A 26,030-nucleotide genomic window follows, 5' to 3' on the forward strand; every position below is an offset into this window, starting at 1 on the left:
AAATAACTTTAGCGTTCTTTCACAATTCCCCACCTGAGTGGGGGGTGCGAAACGATTTCGGCGCCGTTTTGCCCGAAATTCAAGCCTGATGCCAGTGTGAAGCGTAGTGCGCGCGTGCGGAAATACAATCGTGCAATGCCCTGATGAAACGTGTGACAGTCATCGATTGGTCATCTTTCGACTTCAATAATTGCGCCTCCGATGTTCAGGCAAGCATATTGGATCGCACCCTTCTTTCAGGGGGGCGATTAAATCGAGAGACTTTCAAATGACGATTCGTCATCGCATTACATTGCTGGTGGTGCTGATGTTTGTCGCGCTGGCGGCCATTGGCGGGTACTCGGTCTACCAGACCCGCAGCAGCGCTGCAGAGGTCCGCCAGGTGACCGAGGGCGTGGTGCCGAGCGCGCTGGCATCAGCCGACCTCGTATCGCTCGTCAAAGACGTGCAGCTCGCGACGATGGTGCTGGTGTACGCGCCCGACGGCAACATCGTCGCGCAGGCCAAGGATGACCTGATGGCCAAAGAGGCCGCGCTGCGTGCCGCACTGGACGTGCAGACCAAGCGCGCCAACAGCCATGCGCAGGAAGGGCTGGTTGCGCAGGCCAAGGAAAGCGTCGACAGCTATGTCGAGGCCATCCAGCAGACCACTGACATGAAGCTGGCGGGCAAGAACGAACTGGCCCAGGCCTTCCTGTTTGCCAACGTGGCCAGCTATCGCGACGTGCTCGAGAAGATTGTCGAGACGCTGCGCATCGAGAAGAACCGTGAGAAGGACGAAGCCATTGCAGGCCTGAACGGCAAGCTCGCCAGCACGGCGACCACCATCGGCGTGGTGAGTGGCGTGGCCATCGTGTTGCTCACTGCTATCGGCATGCTGCTGTATCGCCAGATCACACGCCCGCTCACGCGCATGCAGGCCGAGATGAGCGAGATTGCCACCAGCCAGGACTTCACCCGCCGCGTGCCGGTGGGCCGCATGGACGAGATCGGCCACTCGGTGGTGGCGTTCAATCAGATGATTGAGAAGATCCAGGAGAATGCCGCGCTGCTCAAGCAGAAGACGGCCGACATCCAGGCAATGCTGCAGAACATGCAGCAGGGCATTCTGACGGTGGTGGAAGGCAGCGTGGTGCACGAGGAGTACTCCATCTACCTCGAGTCGATCTTCGAGACGCAGCACATTGCCGGCCGCAACCTGATGGAGCTGATCTTTGCAGATACCAGCCTGGGCGCCGATGCGCTGTCGCAGGTGGAAGCGGCGGTGGATGCCTGCCTGGGGCAAGACGTCATCAACTTTGCGTTTAACCAGCATCTGCTGGCAAGCGAAGTGGAAAAGCGCATGCCCGATGGCCGCGTGAAGACGCTGGACCTGTCGTGGTCAGCCATTACCGACGAGAGCGACACCATCCTGCGCCTGATGCTGTGCGTGCGCGACGTAACCGAGCTGCGCAAGCTGGCGGCAGAAGCCAGCGAACAGCGCCGCAACCTGGAGATGATTGGCGAGATCCTGGCGGTGAGCCAGGAGAAGTTCCAGCACTTCATCGACAGCTCCACCACCTTTGTGCACGAGAACGAGCGGATCATCCGCCAGTATTCGCAGGCCGACAGCGCGGCCATTGCGGCGCTGTTCCGCAACATGCACACCATCAAAGGCAACGCGCGCACATACAACCTGCAGCACCTGACCAACGTCGTGCACGAGACCGAGCAGACCTACCACGCGCTGCGCGAAGCCGACAGCGAACACACGTGGGACCAGGACTGGCTGATGGAAGAACTGGCCCGCGTGCGCGAGGCCATCGAAAACTACGCCCGCATCAACGAGGTGAAGCTGGGCCGCAAGGGTGACGCGGTGCCGGGCACTGCCGTGCAAGCCGCGCCCGATGCGATGGCGCGCATTCAGGAAAGCCTGCGCCTGTTGGAATCGGCCAACCCAGGCAGCCTGTACGAACTGGTGGCGATGCGCGATTCGGTTTATCAGCTACTGCGTTTGCTGGGCAGCGAGACGGTGGACGATCTGTTGTCAGGCGCGCTGCAATCGCTGCCGTCGCTTGCGCAGGAGTTGGGCAAGGCGCCCGTGGCCGTGCGCATTGACGACAACGGCTACCGCGTGCGCACTGAAGCGCGGGGCGTCCTGCAGAACGTATTCATGCACCTGCTGCGCAACTCCATCGACCACGGCATTGAACCGGCAGACGTGCGCATCGCCCACGGCAAGCCGGCAGCGGGCACGATCGACATTGAAGTCGGTGTCGATCAGGGGATGCTGCAGATCACGCTGTGCGATGACGGCCGCGGCCTCGCGCTCGATCGCATCCGCAGCATCGCAGTCGAGCGTGGCTGGATCGGCGCTGATGCACATGCCAGCGACGAAGACGTCGCACAGTGCATCTTCCGCCCCGGTTTTTCCACCGCCGACAAGGTGACGGAAGTGTCGGGGCGCGGCGTCGGCATGGATGCAGTGCTGGAGTTCCTCAAGCGCGAGAACGGCCGCATCGAATTGCGCTTCACCGATGACCACAAGGGTGCCGCGTTCCGCCAGTTCCAGACGGTGGTCTGCCTGCCCGAACGTTTTGTGGTGGATGGCGTGAGCGCCGCGCTTGGCGAGCAACCCGCAGTACGCATGGATCTGGATAAGGAAGCATCGTGATTGGAATGATTGTTCTGGCCGTGCTGGCCGGTGGGCTGGTCGCTGGCGTGTTGATGTGGGTGATTCGGCAGCGGAAGGTGAATGCGATGGCACGCGCCTTGGGCGACGCCGATCACCGCATCGCCGGTCTGTCGGCCGATCTTGCGAAGCAGGCTGCATTGGTGGAAAGCGGCGCGCGTGAAGTGGCCGCACTGGAAACCACGGTTGCTCAGATGCGCGATGCCACTTCCGACCAATTGGAAGTGATCGAGCAACTGCGCACCGAACTGCAGTCGGCAACCGCGGCCAAAGAGCAGTGGGCCAGCCGTGCCGGGCAGATCGCCGAGGAAGCGGCACGCCTGCGCGGCCTGGCGCTGACGTTCGAGCGCTGGCACGAGCAGATGATCTCGCTCATGGAACAGAACCACGACATGCACGCCAAGAACCAGGAGCTGCAATCCATCGTGCGGCATGTGGTGATCGTTTCGCTCAACGCGTCCATTGAGGCGGCGCGCGCGGGCACGGCGGGGCGTGGCTTTGCCGTGGTGGCCAGCGAGGTGCGCTCGCTTGCGGCGCGTTCGGAAGAGCTGTCAAAGAGCTACCGCAACAGCCTGTACCTGAATGATCTGACCACCACCGCCACGTTCCAGGACATCCAGGCGGGCGGCAAGATGATCACCGCGTCGCTGTCGAGTGTTGAGGCGCTGGCCAGCCAGTTTCAAACCCAGCTTCATTAGGCAGAACTGAAGTGATCCGCAGCAACGCGCAAGACAGTTTCGATCGCATTTTCCGCAAGGCCGCACGTACGCGGCTCGCACGGCAAGCGGAAGACACCTGTCACATTGCCTCCGCAGTTGAGGGCGACGCCGTCAGTGGCGAGGACGCCCTGATCCTGACCATTTCATCCATCGCTTTCCGCCTGCTGCTGGTGCTGCGTTTTGACGAGTCAGATGCCACGCGCACGTACTTCACCGGCGAAGGCACCAGGCGTTCCTTTGACGAAGCCCGCCTGGAAATCGGCAACCTGTGCTGCGGCGCGCTGAACCAGGCGCTGCTGCAGGTGTTTCCTGACCTGGGCATGTCGACGCCTTATGTGGTGAGCGCGCGCTGCCTGCCATATCTGGATGTGCTCAAGCCCTGCTATGTGGCTTCCTATGCCGTCACCATCAACGATGCGGTGCGGGTGGACGCTACCGTGTGCGTGTGTGCCCACGCTCCGCTGGATTTCGTCGCCGATGTGAGCGACGAAGTTGAATCCGGCGGCGAGCTGGAATTGTTTTGATTACAAGATTGAGAGCGAGGAAAGAGTCATGAGCAAGATTCTGGTGGTCGACGATTCAAGCACCGTGCGCGATGAGGTTGCCGGCTTTCTGAAGAAGCACGGCCTGGCAGTGGACACCGCCGTGGACGGCAAGGACGGCCTGGCCAAGATCAAGGCCAACCCGGGCGTCAAACTGGTTATCAGCGACGTGAACATGCCCAACATGGACGGCCTGACGATGGTCGAAAAGGTGCGCGGTGAGCTGGGCAACAAGACGGTCAACGTCATCATGCTCACCACGGAAAGCAGCCCTGCCATGAAAGATCGCGGCAAGGCCGCCGGCGTGAAGGGCTGGATCGTCAAGCCGTTCAAGGGCGACGCCGTGCTCGAGACGTTCAAGAAACTGGCAAGCTGAACCGCTTGCGCCCACACTGGCCTTCTTGTGCGCAAGGAGGCTTGGCATGACGGGCTTGGCGGATGCGGTGCTTGTGCTGCACGCGTTGCTTGTTCTGTTTGTCGTCGGCGGGCTGGCGGCCGTCTGGGTGGGCGCCGCGTTTGGTCAAAGCTGGGCACGCAATCGCGTGTTCCGGCTGACGCACTTGGCGGCCATCAGCGTGGTCGCCGCGCTGGCCGCGCTTGACCTGCCATGCCCGCTAACCCTGCTGGAAGATTGGCTGCGCCCAGGCGCAAACGGCTCAGGTGGCTTCGTCCAGCGCTGGGTGAGCGCGCTGCTCTACTACGATCTGCCGCTTTGGGTGTTTACCGCGAGTTACGTGGCGTTCCTGCTGGCAGTGTTGCTTACGTGGTGGCGTATACCGCCGCGCCCCGGGCGGGCACTTTCGTGATTCCCTTGCGCTGAATCCTTGATACGCTGGATCCCATCGGGCCGGCGTCGCGCGCTGCTGCAGCAGCGTCTGGTGAGTGATGCTTGTGACACAGCGGGGTTGGCAACCCATCCTCGGCATTCCCGGAGCGCGCGTGGGCCGAAGGAGCCACTATGCAAGAGCTTGCCTTTCGCACCCTGCTGTATCGCTACTTCTTCTTCGGGTGGCTGTTTAAAGACGCCAGCCGCGGCAACCTGTTCGAACGTTCCGCCGCGTGGCGCTTCAACCAGGCGCACGCACATTGGCTGCTGGCCTATATGCGGCGCTGGCTCTGGTGCGGGGTGCTCTGCTACGCGTTGGGCGGCGTGCTGGAGCTGGGGCTCCACACGCCGGGCCTGTCGGTGCTGTTCTACGTGCCCAGTGCGTTGAGCGTGCCCGTCAACGTGGTCATCGGCGTGCTGTGGATTGGCCTCAAGGCGTTGCCGGGGCCTGTTCGTGAGCGGTGAGTGCGCGGTAGGCGCGCGGCGGGCACAGGCCATCCGGCCGGCCAGCGATGGACGCCCGGAACGGCCGCGCGAACTGTGGGTCCATGTCGCCGGGCTGTTGCCAGCCGGGGTCGGGCGCAAGCAGCTTCAGGCCCACCTCATCTTCCAGCACGTGCGGCGGTGCATCGTTGCGCACATGCAAGGCACGCCACAACGCGACGCGCGCTGCGGTGCTCTCGGGTGCTGCATGCTGTGGTTCGCTCATCGCGGGCACGCCTCCAGGGGGGATCAGTCGATCAATCGAGACGCTGATACTCGGGAAACACGGCAATGGCCTGCACGGGTTGCCTCGTCATGCAGACCATGAACAGGTGGCTGCCCAGCCATCCGGCCAGCCAGGCCTGAAGTGCCGGCAGCGGCTGGCTGGCAAACCATTCCGGCGCCACCGCCGCAAACTGCCGCACAAACGGGAAGATGGCCAGGTCGGTCGCGCATGGCGTTGGCCCGCCAAGATACCGCTGATGCTGCAGGCGTGACTCCAGCGGCATCAACAGGGTTTCCATTGCCTGGGTGCGGGCCGTCTCGCGCGGCGTGGCCTCGTGTGGGTAGCGGTCAGGGTATTTATAGCGATCGAGCTGGCGTTTGAAATCGCCATCGTTGATGCGCAACAGGGCGAGGTTGTCGTCGGATTGGGCGCGGCGCCACCAGCCTTCTGCATCCGGCGCCTCGAATGCCCAGCGCATGATGTCCAGGCTTTCCTCCAGCACGTTGCCATCGGGCAGAAGCAACACCGGCACCGTGCCTTTGGGCGACAGTGCGAGCAACGCGGCAGGCTTGTCGCGCATGACGATCTCAAAGGTCTGGAAGCGCCGGTTGGCCTGCAGCATCGCCAGGCGGGCGCGCATGGCGTAGGGGCAGCGGCGATAGCTGTAAAGCAGCGGCAGGGCGTTGTGGTGGGACAACAGGTCGGACATCGGGTTGGACATCGGGTGCGGATTGAATGCAGCGTACAAGCGCGTCAGGGTAACGGATTCGTCGGCGTGGTGCGTCTTACGCAACCAGGCGGGCATGTCCTGAGCGCCCCCCGAGTGTCCCCGAGCGCCCCCGAGCGCCGCACCGACTGCGGTGGCTGCCCGAACACGCGGATGAACGCGCGCCGCATGCGTTCGGGGTCGGCAAAGCCCACGGCGCGTGCGGCTTGCTCCAACGATTCGTCACCCGCTTTCACCTGCGGGCGGGCGATTTCGGCACGGAGCTTTTCGATCGCCTTGGCTGGCATCTGGCCGGTATCGGCAACAAAGGCGCGGTCGAACTGGCGCCGGTGATAGACCACCAGCTCGCGGGCCACGGCGCGCCACACCTCGACGCCCAGGTCTTCTTCGACGAGTGCGAGTGCCAGATCGGCGCCCGTGCAAGCGTGTGCTGCCGTCGGTACGTTCATAGGCTTGCTTCGGGCGACGCAGCGCCAATCCCCTCGTTTCTTCCTATAGTGACCGGCACAACCAGACAACGAAACGAGGGAGCCGCTATGGCAGGCTTGGGCGCAATCCAGCACGTGGTCGTGCTGATGTTGGAAAACCGGTCGTTCGACAACCTGTTCGGCACGCTGTATTCAAAGAGCGCCGAGTTTGATGGTCTCTCCGGTGAAGAGACCAACCCCGATGGCAGTGGCGCACCCATTCGCGTGTGGAGCACCCCGGCGCCGCCCAACGTGATGACGTTGCCCAACCCCGACCCCGGCGAGCTGTTCACCGACATCAACCAGCAGCTCTTCGGCCAACAGATGCCGCTGGGGCAAACGCCCACCATGCAGGGTTTCACTACCAACTACGCAAAGAACGGCGGCGACCCGCGCGACATCATGCACGTTTTCACATCGGACCAGGTGCCCGCGCTCAGCACACTGGCGCGCAACTACGCCGTGTCCGACGCGTGGTTTGCCTCCGCGCCGTGTCAGACGTGGCCCAACCGCTTCTTCGTGCACACCGGCACCGCGCACGGTTATCCAAACAATTCGCCGGTGCACTTTCCGTACTTGATGCCAACGCTGTTCAACGTGCTCGACGGCGTGGTGCCAGACGATTGGGCGGTCTACTACCACGACTTCGCGCAGTCGCTCACGCTTACGCGGCTGTGGCTGCATCTTGACCACTTCCACCTGTTCGACGATTTTTTGGACGACGCGTCCAGCGGCAAGCTGCCCTCGTACAGTTTTATCGAGCCCCGCTACTTTGCCGATCTGGATTGGCCCAACGACATGCATCCGCCGCACGATGTCGGCTACGGCGATGCGCTGGTCGCACGGGTGTACAACGCGCTGCGCAGCTCACCGCAGTGGCATCAGACGATGCTCATCATCACCTTTGACGAGCACGGCGGCTGCTTCGATCACGTACCGCCGCCCGCGGTGGTGCCGCCCAGCCCGCCCCAACCGGGGCAGCTCTTCGCATTCGACCGGTTGGGCGTGCGCGTGCCGGCAGTGGTTGTCTCGCCCTGGATTCCCAAGGGCACGATCTTCCGCTCGACCGTGGCACAGCCGTATGACCACACCGCCATCATCAAGACGCTGCGCGTGCGCTACAACATCCAGACGCCGCTCACCGCCCGCGATGCGAGCGCGCCTGATCTTGGCCGGGTGCTGGAGCTGAGCGCACCCGACGACAACCGCGAGCCCGTCGTCGCCCGCGCCATGGCTGCAGACCCGGCCGGCTTGCAGGCCGCACGCAACGCACCGCTCAACGACTTTCAATGGGCCATGCATGAATCGGCGGCGATGCTCGCGCCGCTAGGCACCGGCATCAGCATTGATGACCACGTGCGCAACCTGTCGACCGATCAGCAACCGCCGGTGCCCGCAGCGCAGAACGCCCAGCAGGCGGCGCAGCACATCAAGGACGTGCTCGCGTCCATGGATTTGCCGCACGCGGGGCAATGACCATGTACGCATCTCTTCAGCGCTCGCCCGTGGTGATCTGCGCCTTCCGGCCCATCACGGTGCGTGGCGTGCCCCTGTCCAACGCATTCATGATCAGAACGCAATTTTGATCTGCTGATTTGTGAGAACTGGCTCCCCGTAAGGCTTTCCGCGGGAAGGGAGATTGTGATCGTGTCTTTACAGTGGTTAAAGATCGTTATGAATCTGTCGTTAATTTTGCTCATATCGATGCCTTCTCGAGCACCCGGCAAACGATCACATTTCATTGAGAAGTACACGGCAGATATGAAGACGCTTTCCATCAAGGCCCGGCTCGCGCTGGTGCTGTTTGTTCTCGCTGTATTCCTGACAGGCGTTGGCGCGCTGGGCCTGTACAGCAACATGCGCTCCAATGCGGCGCTCAAGGAAACCTATGCGAACCAGCTCGCGTCCACGCGGGCGCTGGGCCAGGCTGTTTCGCGGCTGGTGCAGGTGCGCACGGCGCTGGATCGTGCCGTCTATGAAACGGATGACGCCAAGATCGCCGATCTGGTAAAGGCAGCCCGCGAGCAGGTCAAGGCAAGTGACGATGGTTGGAAGGCATACAACGCGCTGCCGTTCGCCACACCGGAAGAAGAGGGCGTTGCCGGAGAAGCCAAGCGCCTGCGCGATGCGTTCTTCAATGACGGCTTGAAACCCGCTCTGGCAGCGTTCGATCGCCACGACTACGCAAGCGCGCGCCCGCTGGTGCTCGACAAGCTGTACGAACTGTTCGTGCCATACGCCATTAAGGTCGATCGCCTGAGCGCCATTCAAGCGGAGGTTGCTGCGTTGGCCTACAACAAGGCGCAGTCGTTCTTCGACGCTCTGGTGTGGGCGTTCGTCATCGTGATTGCCGTGGGCGTGGCGCTGGCCGCCGGGTGCTATCTGGTGCTCTCGCGTGCCATTTCGCGGCCGCTGGAAGCCATGCTGGTGCACTTCCACGAGATTGCCGCCGGCAACCTGACAACCGATGTGCGCATTGACTCGCGTGACGAGATGGGCTTGCTGATGGAAGGCTTGCAGCAGATGCAGGCCAAGCTGAAGGAGACCGTGGTGACAGTGCGCCGCGGCAGCGAGTCGATCGCTTCGGCCACGCAGCAGATCGCGGCGGGCAACACCAACCTCTCGCAACGCACGGAAGAGCAGGCCAGCTCGCTGGAGGAAACCGCGTCGAGCATGGAAGAACTCACGAGCATCGTGAAGCAGAACGCCGACAACGCACGTCAGGCGAGCACGCTGGCGGTAAACGCCTCTGAGATCGCCGTGCAAGGCGGTGCCGTGGTGCAGGATGTGGTGACAACCATGGGCGAGATCAGCGAATCGTCGCGCAAGATCACTGACATCATCGCCGTGATTGAGGGCATCGCGTTTCAGACCAACATCCTGGCGCTCAATGCCGCGGTGGAAGCCGCGCGTGCCGGTGAACAGGGCCGCGGCTTTGCCGTGGTGGCGGGTGAGGTGCGCACGCTGGCGCAGCGCAGCGCGGGTGCCGCGAAGGAAATCAAATCGCTGATCGAGGACTCGGCCACGCGTGTGGAATCGGGCTCGACGCTGGTGGCGCGTGCCGGCAAGACGATGGAAGAGATCGTCGTGGCCGTCAAGCGTGTGACCGACATCATGGGCGAGATCAGTGCGGGCTCGGCCGAGCAAAGCACCGGCATTGAGCAGATCAACGAAGCCGTTACGCAGATGGATGACGTGACGCAGCAGAACGCCGCGCTGGTCGAACAGGCCGCTGCCGCCGCGCAAGCGCTGGAAGAGCAGGCGGACGAACTGCGCCGCGCCGTGGCGGTGTTCCGCGTGGCGATGTAACGATGTAACGCACCACATCTGACGGGTTGCCGCCGCAATAAAAATTCAAGGCGCCAGTGCCCGCCCGGTTGGCGCCATGGCTGGGGTCGATCAAATGGGGCGGGTTCTTAAATGAATCCGCCGTCCGTCTTGAGCGTGCGGCCGGTGATCCAGCGCGCGTCATCCGAGGCCAGGAAAGCGACGGCGTCGGCAATGTCATCGGGCTCGGCCAGACGGCCCATTGGCGTTGATTCACGCATGCGGGCCTTCACCTCATCGGGAATCGGCGCGGTCATGTCGGTGCGTGTGAGTGCCGGTGCCACGGCGTTGACGGTGATATTGCGCGGGCCGAGTTCCACCGCAAACGCATGGGTGAGGGCGCCAACGGCGGCCTTGCTTGCCGCATAGACCGACAGCCCCGCGCGTGGCCGGTACACCAGGCTCGACGATACGTTCACGATGTGCCCGCCGCGCGCCGGCATATGCGGCAGCACAGCTTGCGTTACCAGAATCGTCGAGAAGGCATTGGTGCGCAATTGCGCGTCGAACGATGCCAGATCGATGCTGCCCACCGGCTGGCTCTCCAGAATGCCCGCGTTGTTGACGAGGACGTCGATGGCGCCGAAGGCTTCGCGCACGGTGGCGACCATGGCGTCGACGGAGGGCGCGTCACTCACGTCGGCTTGCACAGCAATGGCTGCCGCGCCGGTGCCGCAGATGGAGCGGACCACGGCGTCGGCTTCAGCCGCGTTGCTGCGATAGACCACGGCTACACGGGCCCCGTCTGCGGCCAGTCGGTGCGCCACGGCGGCGCCAATGCCGCGCGAGCCGCCGGTGACGATGGCCGTGCGGCCTGCCAGGCGTTGTGTGAGCGTGGATGCGGGGTGCGTCATGCGGTTCTCCTGAAGGGCGATGTTTCGGCAGACACAGGTTACGAAGCGATGCATGTGCGCGCAGCGTGCGTCAGCGCGACGCGGCGTTGCAACCATGGAACGAACACACCGAAAGCGCAGCGCAAAGGGCGCGGTCTGCTTTTTGCTGGACCCATGCGGGTTCCCTCACAGGAGTTCCCATGGCAACGCAGGAGAAGAAAGGGGCCAAGCGCCCGGCCACACCGCTTGACGCCACATCGGACGCCAAGTCGCACAGTCTCGAACCGTTTCGTGCCCGCCCGCAGGGCGAGGCGCTGCGCACAAACCAGGGTGTGAAGGTCGCCGACGACAAGAACTCGCTGCGTGCCGGTGTGCGCGGCCCGTCGTTGCTCGAAGACTTCATCCTGCGCGAGAAGATCACGCATTTCGATCACGAGCGAATTCCGGAGCGCATCGTGCACGCGCGCGGCTCGGCGGCGCACGGTGTATTCCAGGTCTATGAATCGATGGCGGAGCTGACCAAGGCAGACTTTCTGCAGGACCCATCACACACGACGCCGGTCTATGTGCGCTTCTCCACCGTGCAGGGCCCGCGCGGTTCTGCCGACACGGTGCGCGACGTGCGCGGGTTTGCCGTCAAGTTCTATACGCAGGAAGGCAATTTTGATCTGGTGGGCAACAACATGCCCGTGTTCTTCATTCAGGATGCAATCAAGTTTCCGGATTTCGTGCATGCCGTGAAGCCCGAGGCGCCCAACGAGATGCCCACCGGCGGTTCTGCCCACGACACGTTCTGGGATTTCACCTCCTTGCAGCCAGAGAGCGCCCACATGGTGCTCTGGACGATGTCTGATCGCGCCATCCCGCGCAGTCTGCGCACCATGGAGGGTTTTGGTGTGCACACCTTCCGCTTCGTCAACGCCGAAGGGCGCGTGCGCTTCGTGAAGTTCCACTGGCGCCCGGTGCTGGGCTCGTACTCGCTGCTATGGGACGAAGCGCAGAAGCTGGCCGGAAAAGATCCGGATTTCCACCGCCGCGACCTCTGGGAAGCCATCGAGCGTGGCGACTATCCCGAGTTCGAACTTGGCGTGCAGATCATCGAAGAAGCCGACGAGCACGCCTTTGCCTTCGACTTGCTGGACCCGACCAAGCTGATCCCCGAAGAGGTGGTACCGGTGCGGATCATCGGCAAACTCACGCTCAACCGCAACCCCGACAACTTCTTTGCCGAGACCGAGCAGGTGGCCTTTCATCCGGGGCACATCGTGCCGGGTATCGATTTTTCGAACGACCCGCTGCTGCAGGGGCGGCTGTTCTCGTACACCGATACGCAGATCAGCCGGCTGGGCGGCCCGAACTTTCACGAGTTGCCGATCAACCGGCCGCTCTGCCCGTTTCACAACAACCAGCGAGATGCGATGCATCGCACGACGATCAACGTAGGGCAGGCTTCCTACCAACCCAACTCGGTGGATGGCGACTGGCCGAAGGAAACACCGCCCGGCCCGCACGACGGCGGCTTCGAGAGCTATCAGGAACGCATGGATGGCGTGAAGGTGCGTGCGCGCAGCCCGTCGTTTTCTGACCATTTCTCGCAGGCCACGCTGTTCTACAACAGCATGTCGGATGTCGAGAAAGAGCACATCGCCGCGGCCTATACGTTTGAACTCGGCAAGGTGACGCAGCCTGATATCCGCAAGCGCACCGTCAACGAGATTCTTGCCAACATCGATCTGGGATTGGCCGCGAAGGTTGCCGAAAGCCTGGGGCTGCCCGCGCCCACAAAAGCCAGCCAGCCGGGGAAGCCGCAGCCCGGGCAATCGCCTGCATTGAGCCTGCTCAACCGCGTGAAGCCCGGTATCAAGACGCGCAAGATCGCGCTGCTGGCCGCACCCGGCGCCGATGTGGCAGCGCTCAAGCAGGTGCGCGATGCGCTGGCCAAGGCGGGTGGTGTGCCGCAGGTGATCGCGCCCACGCTGGCGGCCATTGGCGATGTCATGCCCGATGCGACCATCGCCGGTTTGCCGTCGATCATGTTCGATGCGGTGTTCGTCATTTCGGGCGAGCCGTCTGTGAAGACGCTGTCCGCAGATGGCGATGCGCGCCATTTCGTTCTGGAAGCCTTCAAGCACCTGAAGGCGATCGGTGCCGTGGGGCACGGGCGCGAACTGTTGCGTGCCGCGCACCTGCCTGACCCGGCGGACGGGATTGCCACGGGCGAGGACAGCGCGCTCGACAGCGTCCTCAAGGCCTTTACCGATGCAGTGGAGCAGCACCGGGTATGGTCGCGCCGCCCGATGGCGGCGTCAGTGCCGGCCTGATTCAGCCCTGCTGGCGTTTGCGGTACTCGGCCACCTTGTGCCGATTGCCGCAGACCGCCATGCTGCACCAGCGGCGCTTGTGCGATTTGGTGCGGTCGTAGAACCACAGCGTGCATTCGGCGTGTTCGCATACGCGCACGAGCTGGAAGTCGCCTTCGGCCAGCAGGTGTGCGGCGGCTTCCGCCAGTGGGGCGAGACATTGCTCGACTGAATCGGCTGGGCGCACGCGTTCGACGCGCGGCATGCCGTTTTCCCACACCAGCACCGGATGACTTGGCGCTTGCCGCAGAAACACGTTGAGCGCATCGGCGCTGGCCGCGCGGCCCGTCTTGCGCGCCTCTACCAATGTGCGAATCACCTCGCGCAAGTGCCGCGCCACCGCAAGCAGCACGCCGGGCGCATAGCGGCCCGCCACCGGCCCAGCCAGCCAGCCGGCGCGCACCAGCCAATCGGAGACATCGTTGTCGGTCTGCCAGAAATCGTGCCGCTGGCCGTTGACGTTCGCCGCCGTGTTGAGCATGTCCAGCACTGGATCGTCTGCGATCAGCGCGGGCACATCGGGGGAGGCGGCAGTGGGCGTAGTCATGGTGCTTTGCAGGAAAACCGACGGCGCAATTGTAACCACGTAGATGATCTATTCCAGTTACCTTGTGCGTGCGCCTGCGTGCGTCTTTTAACGGCTCGATTCGTTGAGAAGGCCGCCGCATTACCATGTGGCATTCCAGTAATTTGCCGGAGAGGCTCATGAGCGCTTGGCCCGATGCACGCGTGCTGACGTTGTTCAATATCGAGGTGCCCATTGTGTTGGGGCCAATGGCTGGTGTGGCCGGTGTGGAACTGGCGATTGCCGTGGCGCGTGGCGGCGGCCTCGGCTCGCTGCCCTGTGCGATGCTGAGCCACGAGCAGATCCGCCAGCAGGTCGCGCAGTTTCGTGCCGCTGTGCGCGGCCCCATCAATCTGAACTTCTTCTGCCACACGCCACCGCAGCCTGACCCCGAGCGCGACGCCAAATGGCGTGCGCATCTGGCGCCGTATTACGCAGAGTTCGGCATCGATCCGGATGCGCAGGCGCCCGCAGTCAATCGCGCGCCGTTCGACGCAGCCACCTGCGCGCTGGTCGAGGAACTCAAGCCCGAGGTGGTGAGCTTTCACTTCGGTCTGCCGTCGCTCGAGTTGCAGGCGCGCGTGAAGGCCACGGGCGCAAAGATCATCTCAGCCGCCACGACCGTGGAAGAGGCGCGCTGGCTGCAAGCGCGCGGTGTGGATGCCATCATCGCCATGGGCAACGAGGCGGGCGGGCATCGCGGCATGTTCCTCGCCAAGACCATCGAATCGCAGGTCGGCACATTTGCGCTGGTGCCGCAGGTGGCCGATGCGGTCAAGGTGCCCATCATTGCCGCAGGCGGTATCGGCGATGCGCGTGGCGTGGTGGCGGCGTTGGCGCTGGGTGCATCGGCAGCGCAGATCGGCACGGCTTACATGCTGTCTCCGGAGGCCAAGACGTCGGCCATCCATCGCGCGGCGCTCAAGCGGGCAACGGATGCCGACACCGCCCTCACCAACCTGTTCACCGGCCGCCCGGCGCGCGGCATCGTCAACCGGCTGATGCGTGAGATTGGTCCGATGAGCACGTTCGCGCCGGCCTTTCCGACAGCCGGTGGGGCGCTGGCCCCGCTGCGTGCCAAGACGGAACCGACCGGCTCGGGCGACTTCATCAACCTGTGGTCGGGCCAGGCAGCCCAACTGGCCACGGAAGACTCTGCGGAAGCCATCACACACCGCATTGCCGCGCAGGCGCTTGAACGGCTCACCTGAGTTTTTCTGCTGCATCCATCCCGCGCGGGCACGCCAGACGGCGTGCCCGTTTTGTCTGGCATCCCGGATCGGAATGTGGGCAATGGGAAAATTTCATGTAACTCGAAAAACATGGATTCAATAGTTTCCATGGTGCCACTGCTGTTTCCTGAAACCACCCGGCGCCTTGCCATGAACGCCCCACCGCCGTGCGCCACCGCGATCACGTGGTGAGGTAACGCGTCGTTTCCGTTCAGGCCGGCGGCTGCATGGTGGTTTCGGCGGCAAAGCGCTCGCGCAGGAATGTCACCAGGGCTTTGACCGAAGGTGGCACGCCCGCGCGCGATGGATACAGCGCGTGCAAGTCGGCCGGCTCAGCCGTCCAGCCTGACAGCACAGTACGTAAGCGGCCATCGACAAGCGCCGCATGACAGCAATGCTGCGGCAGGATGGCAAGGCCGAGCCCTGCGATGGCGGCTTCACGCAGGGCGATGATGTTGTCGCTGGCAAAGCGCGGGCGAATCGGCAGCGTCAGCCGGTGGCCGCGCGCATCCTGCAGCGCCCAATCCCGGCTGCGCGTGAGCGAGCCTTGGCCCAGGCACGGAAAGTCTTCCAGCGCGGCGGGCGTGTCAGGCTCGCCCACCCTTGCGATCAACGTGGGGCTGGCCACCAGCACACGCGGCGAGACAGCCAGATGCCGTGCCACCACATCGCGCGAGGGCAACGGCCCCGTGGCCGCGCGGATCGCCACGTCAATGCGCTGCTCGATCAGATCGGTGTAGGCGTTGGACAGGTCCAGCTCGATGCGCAGCTTCGGATGCGCATCCGCAAACTCGGCCAGCCAACCGGCCACCAGCGTTTCGGCCAGCAAAGGCGATGTGCCGACGCGCAGCACGCCCGCCGGTTCGCTGCGTGCCGCACCGGCCAGCGCTTCGATGGCCGCCGACGCATCGGCCATGTCACGTGCATGCCGGTACACCGCTTCGCCCACGGGCGTGACGGATACGCGATGGCTGGAGCGCTGCAGCAGGCGCGTGCCGAGCTGCAACTCCAGCTCGGCAATGCGCCGGCTCAGGCGTGACTTGGGAATGCCCGTGGCCCGCTCGGCGGCGGAAAAGCCGCCGGCTTGCACCACGCGCGTGAAGAGATACAGGTCGTCAAGGCGCTTCATGGTGAGGCGAGGTTGCGGTCGAACCGCATTGAAGCATAGGCGCGGGCCGCGCACTGTTGCAGGCCACAATCGGCGCTGTACAGTGTCGCAGGGCGGATCGGCGCGGCTGGCAATAGCACGCAGGCCGGATCGGAATCTGGCAGGCCCGCGCCACCGGTGCGGGCACCAATGCAAGGAGAGGGCATGGACAGGCAAGGCATGCAAACGCTGGGGATGTCCCGCGATCGGCTCGAGCGGGTCGAACGCTTCATCGACGACGCCTACATTGCGACCGGCAAGCTGCCCGGCGCGCTCGTCCAGGTGTGGCGGCGCGGTGAACTGGCCTTGAACGCCGTGCTGGGCCTGGCCGACCGCGAGCGTCAGGTGCCGCTGGCCGAGGACTCGATCTTCCGCATCTACTCGATGACCAAGCCGATCACGTCGGTGGCGTTCATGATGCTGGTGGAAGAGTGCAAAGTTGCGCTGGATGATCCGGTCAGCAAGTACATCCCCGCATGGGAACACCTGGGCGTGCATGCGGGTGGCTTTATGGAGGGCTTCCAGACGCGCCCTGTCACGCGCCCGATGCGCATGGTCGATCTGCTGCGCCACACCTCCGGCCTGACCTATGGCTTTCACCAGAACACCAATGTCGATGCGGCGTACCGGCGGCTGAAACTTGGAGACGTTGCCACCGATGGCACGCTCGACGAGATGATCGAAAAGCTGGCCGGCGTGCCGCTGGAGTTCTCGCCGGGGGAGGCGTGGAACTACTCCGTTGCCACCGACGTGCTGGGCTACCTGGTCGGCAAGATCAGCGGCATCCCGTTCGAGACGTTCCTGAAGGCGCGGATTTTTGATCCGCTGGGCATGGTCGATACGGCCTTCCATGTGCCGCAAGAGAAGGCGTCGCGCCTCTGCGCGTGCTATGCCGTCGGGTCGCTCGGCTCGAAGGCGGTGTCCGAGCGCGGGCCGGTCTTGCAGGACGATCCGTGCACCAGCCCCTATCTCAAACCGCCCAGCTTTGTTTCCGGTGGCGGCGGTTTGATTTCCACCGCGGCGGACTACCTGCGCTTTTCGCGCATGCTGCTGCAAGGCGGTGAGCTGGATGGCGTGCGCCTGTTGGGGCCGAAGACGCTGGCGCTGATGACGGCCAACCATCTGCCGGGCGGGGCCGACATGTCGAGCCTGTCGCCGCCTTCGATGTTCAGCGAGGCGGCCTATGACGGCGTTGGGTTTGGGCTCGGCTTTGCCACCACCATCGCGCCGCCGGCCACGTTGATTCCCGGCAGCACGGGCGATTTCTTCTGGGGCGGCGCGGCGGGCACCTTCTTTTGGGTGGACCCTCAGGAAGACCTGATCGGCCTGTTCCTGACGCAAGTTCTGCCCTCGTCCGCTTACCCGGTGCGGCGGCAGTTGCGCACGCTGGTCTACAGCGCGATCACCGAAATGGGTGGCGCCGCGCGTTGAGCGTCAGGGCGGCGGTGCATTCCACACCGCCGCCTGATGACGGCACATTGATCAACCGCTGATCAACCGCTGATCAAACGTCAAACCGAACGCCTTGCGCAAGCGGCAGCGCGCCGCCGTAGTTGACGGTGTTGGTGGCACGGCGCATGTAGCCCTTCCATGCGTCCGAGCCAGACTCCCGGCCGCCGCCGGTTTCCTTCTCGCCGCCGAATGCGCCCCCGATCTCGGCGCCCGAGGTGCCGATGTTGACGTTGGCGATGCCGCAGTCACTGCCCGCCGACGACATGAAGCGCTCGGCATCGCTCAGGCTGGCAGTAAAGATGGCCGACGACAGGCCCTGCGGCACGCCGTTCTGTATGGCGATGGCCTCGTTGGTGTCGCCTTCGTACGTCACGACATAGAGAATGGGCGCGAAGGTCTCGCGCTCCATCACCTTCGTCGGCTTCGGCATTTTGACCAGCGCGGGGCGCACGTACCAGGCATCCGCGCCCTGGTCTTCGCGAACGCGCTCGCCGCCCAGGACTTCGGCGCCTTCGGCACGCGCCTGTGCCAGCGCCTCTTGCATGCCGTCGAAAGCGGCCCGGTCGATCAGCGGGCCGACGAGCGTGCCCTCGGCCAGCGGGTCGCCAATGGCAATGCTCTGGTAGATATTTTCCAGGCGGCCGAGGAGCGTGCCGGCCACCGAGCGATGCACGATCAGGCGGCGCAACGACGTGCAGCGCTGGCCAGCCGTGCCAACGGCGGCAAAGGTGATGGCGCGGGCCGCCAGTTCGAGATCAGCCGAGGGCGTGACGATCATCGCGTTGTTGCCGCCCAGTTCCAGAATCGAACGGCCAAAGCGTTCCGCCACCTTCACGCCCACCTGACGGCCCATGCGGGTTGAGCCCGTGGCGCTGACAACCGGCACCAGGTGGCTGGCGACCAGCGCTTCGCCCACATCGCGCCCGCCAATCAGCAGTTGGCTCAACCCTGCGGGAATCGCGCCCGGCGTCTGCGCATTGAACGTATCCAACACCTGCTGTATCAGGTGCTGGCATGCAATGGCGGTGAGCGGCGTTTTCTCCGACGGTTTCCACACGATGGCGTTGCCGCAAACCAGCGCCAGTGCCGCATTCCACGACCACACCGCCACCGGAAAATTGAACGCCGAGATGATGCCCACCACCCCCATCGGATGCCAGGTTTCCATCATGCGATGCCCCGGCCGCTCGCTGGCAATGGTCAGGCCGTGAAGTTGGCGCGACAGGCCGACGGCAAAGTCGCAGATGTCGATCATCTCCTGGACTTCCCCCAGGCCCTCGGAAGTGATCTTGCCCGCCTCCAGCGACACCAGTTCGCCCAGTGCCGCCTTATGCGTGCGCAGCACTTCGCCCAAGCGGCGCACCAGCTCGCCGCGCACCGGTGCCGGTACGCTGCGCCATGCCAGATACGCCTGATGTGCGTTCTGGATCGCCGCCGCTGTCTGGCTGGCGGTATGCGATTTCACGGTCGCCAATACCGCCCCGTCGCGCGGGGCGCGGCTCGTCCAGTCCGTACCTTCGTAGGCCTTCAGATCGAGGCCCAGGGCGTTCAGCACTGTCTGCAATCGTGTTCGGGAATCTGACATGGCGCGAATCCTTGCTGTTCTCTCGTGTTCAATCGAAAAGCGGTTGCATTGCGGTGGCGCTCAACGCTCGACCGTGCGGTTCCAGCGCTTGCTCCACTCGGGGCGCTCGGCGTTGATCACGTCCCAGTCCAGCGCAACGGCCGTCTTGAGGATGTTGTTCATCTTGTTCTGCTCTTCTGCCGCCTTGCCCTTGAGCGAGGCCTTGGGGTTGACTGGATTGTAGGAGCCGTTTTCCATGGCGAGCGCCTGTGCCTCGGGGCTGATCAGGTAGTCCGCCAGCTTCTGCGCCAGATCGGCATCCGGGTTGTTGGCCAGCACGCACTGCGCGGTCAGCAGAACGACCGCGCCTTCCTTGGGCGCGACGAACTCCATGGGGATGCCCTTGGACTTCATCAGCTCCACCTGCGTGAGCGTGTAGGGGAACAGCGCCGCATCACCCGCCTGCATCATCTCCACCACCTTCGATGAGTTGGGGATGTACTCGACCACGTTCGGGCCGATGGTGGTGGGCCATGCCTTGAAGGCGGGCTCGACGTTCTTTTCCGTGCCGCCCTTGAGCCGGTTGAACATCAGGAAGGCGTCCAGCCCGAACGACGATGCCGGCATGGATTGCACGACCACCTTGCCCTTGTATTTCGGGTCGGCCAGGTCCCCCCACGACGTGGGCGGCGCCCAGCTCTTGTCGGCAAAGATCTTGGTGCTGTAGGCCAGGCCCGTCAGCCCCATCGACAGGCCCACCGCGTAGTCGCCCTTGAGGCGGGCAATGGCGGGCACGGCCGACAGGTTGGCCGAAGGCTTGAGCTTTTCGCACAGCCCCATGCCGATGGCGCGGAACATGACCCCGTCGTCCAGCGTCATCACGTGCATCTGCGCTTGGCCTTTGGTGGCCTGGGCCTTGGCGAGGATATCGGTCGAGGTGCCGGGCACGACGACAACCTTGACGTTGTTGGCTTTCTCAAACGGCGGGAACACGAACTGCGTGTACGTGCGTTCCATGTTGCCGCCGTTCATGCCGATGTACAGCGTCTTGGTTTGCGCGTGGGCCGTGCCGGCAGCGCCGGCGGCGAGCAGTGCGGCACCGGCAGCCGCTGCAATGAAGGACGTGAATGACGTGGGTGCGTGTTTTGCAAGCATGGTGGTCTCCTGTGGCATCAAGTGCATCAAGTGCATCAATTGCATCAAGCAGCGGGCTGCAGAAAGCGGTGGATGGAGAAGGGCGCGATCGGCGTGGTGGTACGTCCTTCGGCAATCAGTTCGGCCATGACGTCACCCACGCCCGGCCCGAGCTGGAAGCCGGCGCCGGCAAAGCCGAAGGCATGGAACAGGCCGGGGCGGCGGGCGCTGGGGCCAATGACGGGTTGGTCGTCGGGCAGGTTGCCCTCTGTGCCGCTCCACGTGCGGATGATGTGGGCGTGCCTGAGTTGCGGCAGCAGGGCAGCCAACTGCGGCAACTGCCGCAGGATCGCCACGTGTGACGAGCGGGCGCGCTGATCATCGAGCACGTAACCGCGCCCGCCGCCGAACACGACGTTGCCGCGCCGCACCTGGCGGCAGTAGATGCCGCCGCCTTCCACGCCCAGGCTCCAGGGCAGGAAGAACGGTAGCGGCTCGGTTACGCCCATGGTGGGCGGAATCGTGAACATGGGCACCGGTTCGCCCCACTGCGCCGCAAACTGCGCAGCCCACGCGCCGGCGCAGTTGACCAGTGCGGGGGCCTTGATCTCCAGGTCACGATCATGTTGGCGTGCATGAACGACGAACCGTGCGCCGTCATGCTCGACCGATTGCACCGGCGCGTGCTCGCGCACATCGGCACCGGCCGCCTGCGCGGCGCGGGCAAACGCGGGCGACAGCAGGCGCGGATTGGCTTGCCCGTCTTCCGGGCACAGGGAGCCGCCGACGATCTGGTCGCCACCCATCGGAAAGACGTTCTGCAGCGCTGCCCGGCCCTCGATAAGCTGCAGCCCGAGGCCAAAGCCCTCGCTGCGCGCTGCGTAGCTGGCTAGCGATTCCATATCCGCCAGGCTTCGAGCGATCTTGAAGTGTCCGCTGCGCTCGTACTCCGCCTCGGTGCCGATCAGTTCGGTCAGCCGCCCCCAGAGCTGGTGCGAGCGCTGGGCCAGTGGCAACTGCTCGATAAAGCGCCCCTGGCGCCGTACCCCGCCAAAATTGACACCGCTGGAACGCGAGCCGCACAGGTCGCGCTCCAGCAGCGTGACCGTCAGCCCGCGCCGCCGCAGGAACAACGCTGTGGCGCTGCCCATGATGCCGCCGCCGATGATGGCCACGTCGCACGCCAGTTGCTCACGCATGGTGGGCCTCCTGTGCGGACACATTGGACACATCAGTCACATCCAGCGGCAGCGGCTTGATCGGTGCCTGAGCACGCAAACGGCCCACCTTTGCCAGCGGAACAGACTGCGCGTGCGACAGAATTTCCGCCGCCGCTGCGCCGCACATCCGGCCCTGGCAGCGGCCCATGCCCACCCGGCACAGTGCCTTGAGGCGGTTCAGTTCGTGCGCACCGCATTCGGTTGCCGTCTGGCGCAGCGTGCCGGCAGTGACGTTCTCGCAGCGGCACACCACCAGATCGTCGCTGGCGTGCGCGGCCCAGTCGTCGGGAAACGGAAACGCGGTCTCCAGCGCGTGGCGAAACCGCTCGATCTTCTGCAAGCGCTGATGCAACTGCGGCAAGCGATTGGCATCGATCGGGATCTGGCGATCCTGCAACAGCGCGAGCGCTGCCAGTTCGCCGGTGAACTCGGCCGCATCTGCGCCCATGATGCCCGCGCCATCGCCCGCCAGATACACGCCTGCGACGGAGCTGCGCCGCATGGCATCGATGCGCGGCACATGGCAGCGGTGCAGCGCAGAGAACTCGAACGCGCAGCCCAGCAGATCGGCGAGTTGGGTTTCGGGCCGCAGCGCGTAACCCATGCCGACGGCGGAACATGTGGTGCGCTGTTCGCGGCCAGCGCTGTCTTGCCACACGAGTTGCGCCACTGCCGAATTGTCCTCAGCGCCATCAGCGCCATCAGCGCCTTCAGCGCGCAGCAGGCGAACGCCATGGTGCATGGGCACGCCGTGCAGCTTGAGCCAGGCGATCAGCGCCATGCCCTTGGCCATGACGGCAGGCTGGCCCAGCATGGCCGGTGCTGCCTTGTAGCGCGCGGCAGCCGGTGCGGTGTCGAGCACCGCCACCACCTTCGCCCCCGCTTTGGCGTACTGGCAGGCCACCAGGTACAGCAGGGGGCCGGTACCGGCAAACACGACGGCATCGCCAATTGCGCAGCCCTGGTATTTGAGTGCGACCTGCGCGCCGCCCAGTGTGTAGACGCCGGGCAGTGTCCACCCTGGGATGGGCAGCACGCGGTCGGTGGCACCGGTGGCAACGATCACGTCGCGCCAGGGCAGGCTGCAGACCTCACGTGTGGGCGCGTGCAACAGGTCGAGCAGATCGGGCTGCGCATTCCACACCAGGGTCTGCGGGTGGTAGTCGATCTGCCGCTGGAGTTGGTCGAAGGTGGCATGCACGGCTTGTGCGCGCGCGGCTTCCGTGCCGTACAACTCGGCTGCGGTGCGGCCGAAGCCGTCGGGTTGGCGGCGGTAGATCTGGCCGCCTGCACGCGGTGCCTCATCCAGCAAGACGGGTTTGAGGCCATGCGCCAGCAATGTGCTGGCGGCGCGCACACCAGCGGGCCCCGCACCGATGATGACCGGTGGCAGATCCTGCAGTGTCTGGCGCTGCAGTGTCTGAGCAGCTTGCGCCATCATGTCGCGCCGCCGGTGCCGGCCGGTTGTGTGCAGATATGCATGCCCGGTTCGATCATGGTTTGGCAGGCACGCAGCGATTGGCCATCGGCCAGGCGCACCCAGCAGTCCTGGCACGCGCCCATCAGGCAGAAGCCAGCGCGCGGCTGCTGGCTGAACTCGTTGATGCGCAACTGGCGCGTTTGCGTGAGCACGGCCGTCAGCACGGTGTCGCCGGCAAGGGCTTGCGCGGGCTGGCCATCCAGCACGAAGGCCACGGTGGGGCGATGGCGTTCTTTGAGACGCTGGAACTGCGCGCGTGCAGAAGGATTGGCAGGAGCAATCATCGTGATCTCTGTCTCAATGCTTGCCGATCAGAATCCGGTCCAGGCCGTAGACCTTGTCCAGCACCAGCATCAGCGCCAGCGTGAGGAACACGATCAGCGCCGAGACGGCGGCCATCATCGGGTCGAGCGATTCGGTTGCGTACATGTACATGCGCACCGGCAGCGTTACCGTGGCCGGCGACACCACAAAGATGGACATGGTCAGTTCATCAAAACTGTTGATGAAGGCCAGCAGCCACCCGCCCGTGATGCCCGGCAGGATCATCGGCAGCGTCATGCGGCGGAACACCGTAAAGCTGCTCGCGCCCAGCGAATAGGCGGCCTGTTCGACCGAGTGGTCAAAGCCCACCAGCGCTGCCATCACCAACCGCATCGTGTACGGCGTGACGATCAGTGCGTGCGCGAAGATCAGCCAGCCGAAGCTGCCTTGCCCACCCACCAGCGAGAACATGCGCAGCAGCGCCACGCCCAGCACAAGGTGCGGAATGATCAGCGGTGACAGAAACACGCCTTGCAGATATTGCAGGCCCGGTGCCCGGTAGCGGACGATGGCCATGGCCGCCGGCGCCGCCAGCGCGGTAGACAGCGTGGCCGCCGCCAGCCCCAGCCACAGGCTGTTCCAGAACGACTGTACGAAATCCGGGTGATGCAGCACCTGGTCAAACCAGCGCAGCGAGAAATGGCGGGTCGGCAGCGTGAGCGTTTCTTCCGGCGTGAAAGCGACGATGCACACGATCACCAGCGGTGCCAGCATGAAGGTGATGACGAGCGCGTTGAAGATGAGCGCGAGCGGTCCGTTCTTTTGCATGCGCGCCCCTTCAGCCCAGCGTCGTCTTGTAGCGGCCTTCGATCATGCGGTTCCAGCCCAGCATGATGACCAGGTTGGCCGCCAGCAGAATCAGCGCGATGGCCGCGCCCAACGGCCAGTTGAGTTCGTTCAGATATTCGTCATAGATGAGCGTGGCGACCATCTTCACGCGGCGCCCGCCCAGCAGCCCCGGAATGGCGAATGAACTGGCCGCCAGCCCAAACACGATCAGGCTGCCCGAGAGAATGCCCGGCATGACCTGCGGCAGCACCACACGGCGCAAGGTGGTGAAGTGCGATGCGGACAGCGAGAGCGCGGCGTTCTCCACCCACGGGTCGAGCTTTTGCAGCGAGGTCCACACCGGGATCACCATGAAGGGCAGCATCACGTGCACCAGCGCGATCACCACGGCCGTCTCGTTGTACAGCAGCTTGACCGAGCCGATGCCGATGGCCTTGAACGCGGCGTTGATCAAACCCTGCGGCCCAAGCAGCATGCTCCAGCCAAAGGCACGCACCACCACTGAAATCAGCAGCGGCGCCAGAATGACGAGCAGAAAGATCGAACGCCAGGGTTTGCGCATCCGGCTCAGGATGTAGGCCTCGGGCGCGCCGATCAGGATGCACACCAGCGTCACGAGCGCCGATACGCGCAGCGTGCGCCAGAAGATCTCGTAGTAGTACGGGTCTTGCACCACGTGCAGGTAGTGCACCACCGTGAAAGTGCCCGCAACGGGGCCCTTGTCGGCATCGAACGCGTTGAAGGACAGGATCACGCTCAACGCCAGCGGCACGAACAGCATCACCGCGAACAGGGCCAGCGCGGGGCCGGTCATGCTCCATGGCACCCAGGTGGGTCGTCGGGTCATGCAGTCTCCTCAGCACCGATCACGCGCACGTAGCGGTCCTGCCAATCCACACCCACGGTCTGGCCTACGTCGCGCGGGGCATCGCCATCGTTGACGGCTGACACCAGCATCGCGCCCAGCGGCGTGTCGACGGTGTACATCCATTGATTGCCGAGGAAGAAGCGTTCAGTCACGCGGCCTTCGCAGCGGCCGGTGCCGTTGGCAGTGCATGTCATCTTTTCCGGGCGCAGCGCCAGCATGACCTTGCGGCCCACGGGCGCGCCCGGCGGCAGGGCCAGTTGCACGGAGCCGACCGCTGCGTGAAGCGCGCCGTCGCTGCCGGACACCACCGACGCATGCAACAGATTGGCCTTGCCGACAAAGGTCGAGATGAACGCGTTGCGCGGGTGCTCGTATACGGCCAGCGGTGTATCCACCTGCGTGATGCGACCCGCTTCCATAACGACTACGCGATCACTGATCGACATGGCTTCCGCCTGATCGTGCGTGACCATGATGGTGGTCGTGCCCACCTTGCGCTGGATTTCGCGCAGTTCAAACTGCATCTCTTCGCGCAGTTTGGCGTCAAGGTTGGACAGCGGCTCGTCCAGCAGCAGCACCGGCGGCTTGATGACCAGCGCGCGTGCCAGGGCCACGCGCTGGCGCTGCCCGCCAGACAGCTCGCGCGGGTAGCGGTCGATGTGCTTGTCCAGATGCACGAGCGCCAGCGTTTGCATGGCGCGCTCGCGGCGTTCGGCTGCCGGGCACTTGCGCATTTCCAGGCCGAACTCCACGTTCTCGCGCACCGTCATGTGCGGGAACAGCGCATAGGTCTGGAACACGATCCCCAGGCCGCGCGCGTTGGCGCGGGCGCGGGTGATGTCCTTGCCGTCCAGCTCGATCGAGCCTTCGGACACCTCTGCGAAGCCCGCAATCATCTGCAGGGTCGTGGTCTTGCCGCAGCCCGACGGGCCCAGCAGCGAGACGAACTCGCCCCTGTGCACGTCCAGGTTGAAGTCTTGAACCACCCGGAGATCGCCGTACTGCTTGGAGACATGGTTGAGGCGCAGAAAACTCATCGGTCCTCCTGTGCGACTTCTGGGGGTGTCGCCAGAC

At 64.4% G+C, this 26,030-nt stretch carries 23 protein-coding genes and 2 pseudogenes; 11 read left to right on the top strand and 14 right to left on the bottom strand.

What is annotated here, in order from left to right:
- Positions 1–268 precede the first annotated feature (268 nt).
- The 6 genes from PSUB009319_RS17195 (at position 269) to PSUB009319_RS17220 (ending at position 5,223) form a co-directional block, all read left to right on the top strand.
- Positions 269–2,653 (top strand): HAMP domain-containing protein, encoded by a 2,385-nt coding sequence (locus PSUB009319_RS17195; protein WP_124383413.1) that lies wholly within the window; start codon positions 269–271, stop codon positions 2,651–2,653.
- Positions 2,653–3,369: a methyl-accepting chemotaxis protein gene (locus PSUB009319_RS17200; protein ID WP_124383521.1), complete on the top strand. Its 717-nt coding sequence runs from the start codon at positions 2,653–2,655 to the stop codon at positions 3,367–3,369. The genes PSUB009319_RS17195 and PSUB009319_RS17200 overlap by 1 nt, the downstream gene beginning before the upstream one ends.
- An 11-nt stretch (positions 3,370–3,380) precedes the next feature.
- Complete coding sequence (locus PSUB009319_RS17205) at positions 3,381–3,914, top strand: hypothetical protein (RefSeq protein WP_124383414.1); 534 nt, start codon at positions 3,381–3,383, stop codon at positions 3,912–3,914.
- A 28-nt stretch (positions 3,915–3,942) separates the two neighbouring features.
- Positions 3,943–4,308 (top strand): response regulator, encoded by a 366-nt coding sequence (locus PSUB009319_RS17210; protein WP_004631346.1) that lies wholly within the window; start codon positions 3,943–3,945, stop codon positions 4,306–4,308.
- A 46-nt stretch (positions 4,309–4,354) separates the two neighbouring features.
- Complete coding sequence (locus PSUB009319_RS17215) at positions 4,355–4,738, top strand: DUF2784 domain-containing protein (RefSeq protein ID WP_124383415.1); 384 nt, start codon at positions 4,355–4,357, stop codon at positions 4,736–4,738.
- Between the two features lie 152 nt (positions 4,739–4,890).
- Entirely contained in the window at positions 4,891–5,223 is a 333-nt protein-coding gene (locus PSUB009319_RS17220) for a hypothetical protein (RefSeq protein ID WP_124383416.1), read from the top strand.
- A 37-nt stretch (positions 5,224–5,260) separates the two neighbouring features.
- Here PSUB009319_RS17220 and PSUB009319_RS17225 read toward each other — a convergent pair.
- From PSUB009319_RS17225 to PSUB009319_RS17235, 3 genes and pseudogenes are all read right to left on the bottom strand, one after another.
- Positions 5,261–5,467: pseudogene (locus PSUB009319_RS17225) on the bottom strand (SAM-dependent methyltransferase); the annotation flags it as partial.
- A 31-nt stretch (positions 5,468–5,498) separates the two neighbouring features.
- Positions 5,499–6,176, bottom strand: coding sequence for a glutathione S-transferase (locus PSUB009319_RS17230; RefSeq protein WP_374704210.1), 678 nt, complete (start codon positions 6,174–6,176; stop codon positions 5,499–5,501).
- A gap of 44 nt (positions 6,177–6,220) precedes the next feature.
- A pseudogene (locus tag PSUB009319_RS17235) lies at positions 6,221–6,631 on the bottom strand (helix-turn-helix domain-containing protein); the annotation flags it as partial.
- A 99-nt stretch (positions 6,632–6,730) separates the two neighbouring features.
- On the opposite strand from PSUB009319_RS17235, the gene PSUB009319_RS17240 reads away from it, so the two are divergent.
- The gene (locus PSUB009319_RS17240) at positions 6,731–8,137 is read left to right on the top strand and encodes an alkaline phosphatase family protein (protein ID WP_124383417.1); all 1,407 of its coding nucleotides are present in this window, start codon (positions 6,731–6,733) and stop codon (positions 8,135–8,137) included.
- Between the two features lie 285 nt (positions 8,138–8,422).
- Entirely contained in the window at positions 8,423–9,970 is a 1,548-nt protein-coding gene (locus PSUB009319_RS17245; RefSeq protein WP_124383418.1) for a methyl-accepting chemotaxis protein, read from the top strand.
- Between the two features lie 107 nt (positions 9,971–10,077).
- Here the strand turns inward: PSUB009319_RS17245 and PSUB009319_RS17250 are convergent, their stop codons facing one another.
- Complete coding sequence (locus PSUB009319_RS17250; RefSeq protein WP_124383419.1) at positions 10,078–10,842, bottom strand: SDR family NAD(P)-dependent oxidoreductase; 765 nt, start codon at positions 10,840–10,842, stop codon at positions 10,078–10,080.
- Between the two features lie 179 nt (positions 10,843–11,021).
- Between PSUB009319_RS17250 and katE the strand changes: the two genes are divergently transcribed.
- Complete coding sequence (gene katE, locus PSUB009319_RS17255; protein WP_124383420.1) at positions 11,022–13,142, top strand: catalase HPII; 2,121 nt, start codon at positions 11,022–11,024, stop codon at positions 13,140–13,142.
- Position 13,143: 1 nt separating this feature from the next.
- Here katE and PSUB009319_RS17260 read toward each other — a convergent pair whose 3' ends face one another.
- Positions 13,144–13,728: an ABATE domain-containing protein gene (locus tag PSUB009319_RS17260; protein ID WP_124383421.1), complete on the bottom strand. Its 585-nt coding sequence runs from the start codon at positions 13,726–13,728 to the stop codon at positions 13,144–13,146.
- A gap of 158 nt (positions 13,729–13,886) precedes the next feature.
- On the opposite strand from PSUB009319_RS17260, the gene PSUB009319_RS17265 reads away from it, so the two are divergent.
- Entirely contained in the window at positions 13,887–14,957 is a 1,071-nt protein-coding gene (locus PSUB009319_RS17265) for a nitronate monooxygenase family protein (RefSeq protein ID WP_124383422.1), read from the top strand.
- Positions 14,958–15,189: 232 nt separating this feature from the next.
- On the opposite strand, the gene PSUB009319_RS17270 is transcribed toward PSUB009319_RS17265, so the two are convergent.
- Positions 15,190–16,107 carry a LysR family transcriptional regulator gene (locus PSUB009319_RS17270; protein WP_124383423.1) on the bottom strand — a complete coding sequence of 306 codons (918 nt, stop codon included), beginning with the start codon at positions 16,105–16,107 and terminating at the stop codon, positions 15,190–15,192.
- A 183-nt stretch (positions 16,108–16,290) separates the two neighbouring features.
- Between PSUB009319_RS17270 and PSUB009319_RS17275 the strand changes: the two genes are divergently transcribed.
- On the top strand, positions 16,291–17,556 hold the full coding sequence (locus PSUB009319_RS17275) for a serine hydrolase (protein ID WP_124383424.1): 1,266 nt from the start codon (positions 16,291–16,293) through the stop codon (positions 17,554–17,556).
- 73 nt (positions 17,557–17,629) lie between these two features.
- On the opposite strand, the gene PSUB009319_RS17280 is transcribed toward PSUB009319_RS17275, so the two are convergent.
- Genes PSUB009319_RS17280 through PSUB009319_RS17315 form a run of 8 tightly spaced genes read right to left on the bottom strand, consistent with a single transcriptional unit; the run spans position 17,630 to position 25,993 of the window.
- Positions 17,630–19,162 carry an aldehyde dehydrogenase family protein gene (locus tag PSUB009319_RS17280; protein WP_124383425.1) on the bottom strand — a complete coding sequence of 511 codons (1,533 nt, stop codon included), beginning with the start codon at positions 19,160–19,162 and terminating at the stop codon, positions 17,630–17,632.
- Between the two features lie 60 nt (positions 19,163–19,222).
- A complete protein-coding gene (locus PSUB009319_RS17285) occupies positions 19,223–20,296 on the bottom strand; it encodes an ABC transporter substrate-binding protein (RefSeq protein WP_124383426.1) in 1,074 nt (357 codons plus the stop codon).
- Positions 20,297–20,340: 44 nt separating this feature from the next.
- Positions 20,341–21,474 (bottom strand): FAD-binding oxidoreductase, encoded by a 1,134-nt coding sequence (locus tag PSUB009319_RS17290; RefSeq protein ID WP_124383427.1) that lies wholly within the window; start codon positions 21,472–21,474, stop codon positions 20,341–20,343.
- Positions 21,467–22,933 carry an FAD-dependent oxidoreductase gene (locus PSUB009319_RS17295; RefSeq protein ID WP_374704211.1) on the bottom strand — a complete coding sequence of 489 codons (1,467 nt, stop codon included), beginning with the start codon at positions 22,931–22,933 and terminating at the stop codon, positions 21,467–21,469. Before PSUB009319_RS17295 ends, PSUB009319_RS17290 begins: the two co-directional genes overlap by 8 nt.
- Entirely contained in the window at positions 22,933–23,259 is a 327-nt protein-coding gene (locus PSUB009319_RS17300) for a (2Fe-2S)-binding protein (RefSeq protein ID WP_124383429.1), read from the bottom strand. The genes PSUB009319_RS17295 and PSUB009319_RS17300 overlap by 1 nt, the downstream gene beginning before the upstream one ends.
- Before the next feature lie 13 nt (positions 23,260–23,272).
- A complete protein-coding gene (locus PSUB009319_RS17305; RefSeq protein ID WP_124383430.1) occupies positions 23,273–24,067 on the bottom strand; it encodes an ABC transporter permease in 795 nt (264 codons plus the stop codon).
- 10 nt (positions 24,068–24,077) lie between these two features.
- Positions 24,078–24,935: an ABC transporter permease gene (locus PSUB009319_RS17310; RefSeq protein WP_124383431.1), complete on the bottom strand. Its 858-nt coding sequence runs from the start codon at positions 24,933–24,935 to the stop codon at positions 24,078–24,080.
- Positions 24,932–25,993, bottom strand: a complete 1,062-nt coding sequence (locus PSUB009319_RS17315) for an ABC transporter ATP-binding protein (RefSeq protein WP_124383432.1) — start codon at positions 25,991–25,993, stop codon at positions 24,932–24,934. The genes PSUB009319_RS17310 and PSUB009319_RS17315 overlap by 4 nt, the downstream gene beginning before the upstream one ends.
- Positions 25,994–26,030: the final 37 nt, after the last annotated feature.

Origin of the sequence: Ralstonia sp. SET104 (assembly GCF_003851545.1) — a bacterium.
Taxonomy (GTDB): Bacteria; Pseudomonadota; Gammaproteobacteria; order Burkholderiales; family Burkholderiaceae; genus Ralstonia.